The sequence below is a fragment of the Frankia sp. CcCS3 genome (assembly GCF_977927575.1).
The window spans coordinates 1-5,175 of the sequence record NZ_CDWRCL010000262.1 but is presented as its reverse complement, the minus strand read 5'-3'; the positions used below and the strand labels follow the sequence as shown (position 1 = coordinate 5,175).

The following is a 5,175-nucleotide window of genomic DNA, read 5'->3' as shown; positions in this document are numbered from 1 at the left end:
CTAGTCGTCCGGTCCGGTCCGGATCCCCGATCCGGCCCCGTCGCGTGGGCGGACGCCGGGCCGGGTCCGGGGAGCCGCTGGGACATCGGCGCGCTGACGAGCCGGTTGCAGGCGAGCGGGCCGCGTGGAGAGGCGCGGCGCCGGGTCTGGGCGGAGGTCACCTCGGTCGCGCAGGCGTGCGACGCGGTGGCGGCGGGGGCCGAGGGGCTGATCGCGCGAGGCAACGAGTCCGGGGGCCCGTAGGCGACCTCACCACCTTCACCCTCCTGCAACATCTGCTCGCGCAGGCGTTCGTCACCACCGAGGGCGCGCCGCTGCCCGTGTTCGCCGCTGGCGGGATCGGTCCGGCCACCGCGGCGGCCGCGGTGGCCGGCGGCGCGGCCGGTGTGGTCCTGGACTCCCAGCTCGCCCTGGTGCGTGAGATGGAGCTGCCGGCACAGGTCGCGGCGGCGGTCCGCGCGATGGACGGTAGCGAGACCACCCTCCTCGCCGGCTACCGGGTGTACACCCGTCCCGATCTTCCTGTCGCCGCTATGGCGGGCGACGCCACGGCGATCCCGTGCCGGCTGGGTGCGCGTGATCTGCGTAACCAGTTCCTCCCGGCCGGCCAGGACGGAGCGTTCGCCGCCGATCTCGCCGACCGCCACGTGACCGCGGGCGGTGTCGTACGGGCCGTGCGCCAGGGCATCCGCGAGGGCATCGCCGCCGCCACCCGTACCCGTCCCCTCGCCCCCGGTGCGCCCTTCGCCGCTGCCCGCGGCCTGCGCCACCCGGTCGCGCAGGGACCGATGACGCGGGTCAGCGACCGGGCGGCGTTCGCCCGTGCCGTCGCCGATGAGGGCGGGCTGCCCTTCCTCGCCCTGGCGCTGATGAGCGGCGAGGACAGCCGCGCCCTGCTGGAGGAGACCGCGGACCTGCTCGGGGACGCGCCCTGGGGAGTCGGGGTCCTCGGGTTCGCCCCGGCACCGCTGCGGGCCGCCCAACTCGCCGCTGTGCATGACGTGCGTCCTCCCTGCGCGATCGTCACCGGAGGTCGCCCGGCACAGGCGGCCCCGCTGGAGGCCGCCGGCATTGACACGTTCCTGCACGTCCCGTCCCCGGGGCTGCTGAACCGCTTCCTGGCCGACGGCGCGCGCAAGTTCGTCTTCGAGGGGCGTGAGTGCGGCGGGCACGTCGGGCCGCGGGCGAGCTTCCCGCTGTGGGAGGCGCAGATCGCCGGCCTGCTGGAGTTCGGCGCGACCGATCAGGCCGGTCCGGACTTCTTCGCGGGCCTGCATCTGCTGTTCGCCGGGGGCGTGCACGACGCCCGTTCCGCTGCGATGGTCGCCGCGGCGGCCGGGCCGCTCGCAGAGCGGGGCGCGAGCGTTGGCGTGCTGATGGGCACCGCGTACCTGTTCACCGCCGAGGCCGTCGCGTCCGGGGCGATCCTGCCGGGTTTCCAGCAGGCCGCTCTCGACTGTAAGCGCACCGTGCTGCTCGAGACCTCTCCCGGTCACGCCACCCGGTGCGTGGAGTCCGCGTACGTCCACACCTTTCTGGGCCGTCGCCGTGAGCTGATCGCCGCCGGCCACTCCCGCCAGCAGATGTGGGAGGAGCTCGAGGCGCTCAACCTCGGCCGGCTGCGGGTCGCGAGTAAGGGCCTGCGCCGTGAGGGCAGCGAGGTCGTCACGGTCGATCCCGCGGCCCAGGCCCGGGAGGGCATGTACATGATCGGGCAGGCCGCCGCCCTGCGTTCGCGGCGGACGAGCATCGCCGAGCTGCATGACGAGGTCACCGCGCAGGCCACGGCCGGGCTCGCCGCCCGGGCCGCCGAGCTGCGACCCGCCGAGCTGCGGTCCGCCGACCGGATCGCGGCGCGCCCGAGCGTCCGGGCGCCCGGACGCTCGACATCGCGATCGTCGGGATGTCCGCGATCTTCCCGGATGCCCCGGACCTGGCCAGCTTCTGGGCGAACATCGTCGCCGGCAACGACGCTATCCGCGAGGTCCCGGCCGATCGCTGGGACGCCGAGGTCTACTACCACCCGGACGCGGTGCTCAGGGACGCCGGCCGCAGGACTCCGTCGAGATGGGGCGGTTTCCTCCCGCAGGTGCCGTTCGACGCGCTGGCCTATGGCATCCCGCCGAAGTCGCTGCGCAGCATCGAGACCAGCCAGCTCCTCGCGCTGGAGGTCGCCGCCCGCGCGCTGCGCGGCGCCGGGTACGACGTGGGCCAGAAGGAGGTGGGCCAGAAGACCGTCGGCGAGGGCCGGGCGTTCGACCGCTCCCGCACATCGGTGGTCTTCGGCACGGAGGCCGGGACGGATCTCTCCGGTGCCTACAGCTTCCGCTCCCTGTGGCCGGCGCTGCTCGGGGACCTGCCGGCCGAGCTGGAGGAGTTCCTGCCGGAGTTGGACGAGGACTCGTTCCCGGGCATGCTCGGGAACGTCATCGCCGGCCGGGTCGCCAACCGGCTGGACCTCGGCGGGGTGAACTTCACCGTGGACGCGGCCTGCGCGTCGTCGCTCGCCGCCCTTGACGCCGCCTGCAAGGAGCTCGTCGCGGGCACCTCGGACATGGTGCTGTGCGGCGGCGTGGACACTCACGCGGGCGCCCACGACTTCCTGCTGTTCTCCTCTGTCCATGCGCTGTCTCCGGGCGGGCGGTGCCGCAGCTTCGACGCGGGCGCCGACGGCACCAGCCTTGGCGAGGGGGTGGCTGTCATCGTGCTCAAGCGGCTCGCGGACGCCGAACGGGACGGCGACCGGATCCATGCCGTCATCCGGGCCGTCGCCGGTTCCTCCGACGGGCGGGCCCTGGGGCTGACCGCGCCGCGCAAGGCCGGCCAGGTGCTCTCCCTGGAACGGGCCTACGGGCGGGCGGGGATCTCGCCCAGCGAGATCGGTCTGCTGGAGGCGCACGCGACCGGAACGGTCGTGGGGGACCGCACCGAGCTCGCCACCCTCACCGAGGTCTTCACCAACCACGGTGCGACACCGGGCCAGTGCGCGGTGGGTTCGGTGAAGTCGCAGATCGGGCACACGCGAAGTGCGCGGCGGGCCTGGCCGGTCTGATCAAGATGGCCAAGGCCGTCGAGACCGGGGTGCGGCCGCCGACCCTGCACATCGACACGCCGAACACCTATTGGGACGCCGAGACCAGCCCGTTCTACTTCGACGGCGTCGCCAAGCCGTGGGTCGCCCCGGCCGAGCGGCGCCACGCCGGTGTGTCGGCCTTCGGATTCGGCGGCACCAACTTCCACGTCGTGCTGTCCGCCTATGACGGCGGACCCGAGCCCGCCCACGGCCTCGACCGCTGGCCCGCGGAGTTGTTCGTCGTCCGCGGCACCGACCGGGCGGCGGCCACCCGGGCGCTGAACCGGCTGGCCGGGCTGATCGCCGCGAACGACGCGGCCGGACGGCCGTTCCGCCTGCGTGACCTCGCCTCCACCGTCTGCGCGGAACGCGGCGGCCCGGTCCAGCTCGCGTTCGTCGCCGACGACCTCGACGCGCTGCCCGCCGCCATCGACCAGGCGCGCACGTTCGCGTCGAACCCTCGGGCGGGCCTGTTCGCCCGGGACCAGGACGCGGATCCGGGTGCCACCGCGTTCCTCTTCCCCGGCCAGGGCAGTCAGCGGCCCGGCATGCTCGCCGACCTGTTCATCGCCTTCCCACGGCTGCGGTCCGTGCTGGACCTCGCTCCCCGGTGGGCAGACACGATGTTCCCGCCGGCGGCCTTCTCCCGGGAGCAGAAGGCCGCCCAGGCAGCCGCGATTACTGACACCCGCGCGGCCCAGCCGACGCTGGGGCTCGCCGGGCTTGCCGTTCACGACCTGCTGACCAGTCTCGGGGTGCGCCCGGACCACGTTGCCGGGCACTCCTACGGCGAACTGGTCGCGCTGTGCGCCGCCGGGGTACTGGACCGGCGGGACCTCATCGGCCTGAGCGAGGCCCGTGCCGCGGCGATCCTGGCGGCCGCTGGCGACGACCCGGGCACGATGGCGGCGGTCTCCGCGTCGGTCGAGCAGGTCCGCGCCGCGCTCGACGGGGCCGGTGCGGGTGGGGAGGCCGGACCGGGCCGGGTCGTCGTGGCCAACCACAACGCCCCGCGGCAGAGCGTGATCTCCGGGCCGACGGACGCCGTTGCCGCCGCCGTGGCGGCTCTCGGCCGGGCCGGCATCAGCGCCAAGCCGATCCCGGTCGCGTGCGCCTTCCACAGCCCGGTGGTGGCGGGAGCGGCGACGGCGCTGGCCGCCCGGCTCGATGAGGTCGAGGTCGAGGCGCCGACCCTGCCGGTCTGGTCCAACACGACCGCCGGGCCCTACCCCGGCAGCCCGGACGAGGTGCGGGCGATGCTCGCCGGCCAGGTGGCGGCGCCGGTCAGGTTCGTCGAGCAGATCGAGGCGATGTACGCCGCGGGGGTGCGGACCTTCGTCGAGGCCGGGCCCGGCCGCGTCCTGGCGCAGCTCGTCGGCAGGATTCTGGCCGGTCGACCGCACCGGGTGGTGGCCACCGACGTCGCCGGCGAGCCGGGGCTGCGCCGGTTGCTGCTGGCCCTCGCCGAGCTCGCCGCCGTCGGCGTCGAGCTCGACCCCTCCGCGCTGTTTACCGGCCGCGACGCCCGGGTGGTCAGCGCGACGGACCTGCCGCGCCGTCCCGGCTGGCTCATCGATGGGGCCTACGTGCGCACGCCCGACGGCCGGTTCCTTCCCGGTGGGCTGCGGCCGCCGACCCGGCTGACGGCGCGGACGACTTCACCCGGGGTCGCCTCCGTGCCCGGGGTCGCCTCCGTGCCCGAGATCGCCTCCGTGCCCGAGATCGTCGGCGTGCCCGAGATCGTCGGCGTGCGCGGGTTCGTCGAGGACACCGTGACGCCGCCCCTCCCGTTCGACCGCACCGGCGTGACCGACCACAGCGAGACGACCGACGACCCGGCGGCGGGGCCCGCCGGACTGGCCGAACTTGGAGGTGACGGATCGGTGGACGCCGTGGTGCTGGAGTTCCTGCGGACCACCCGGGAACTGGTCGCGGCGCAACGTGACGTCGTACTGGGCTACTTGGGCATCGACCCGACTGGCCTGGCCCGGCCGGGCCAGCTTCCCGAGGGGCGGCCGGCGGACTTCGTGCCGCCGCGGCCCCGGGTCGTGTCGGACGACGTGTCGGACTTCGTGCCGCCGCGGCCCCGGGCCGTGCCGGAC

The 5,175-nt window shown here is 74.8% G+C and carries 1 pseudogene; it reads left to right on the top strand.

From position 1 onward, the window contains the following. Nucleotides 1–5,175, top strand: a pseudogene (locus tag AC08OQ_RS17495) (beta-ketoacyl synthase N-terminal-like domain-containing protein); the annotation flags it as partial.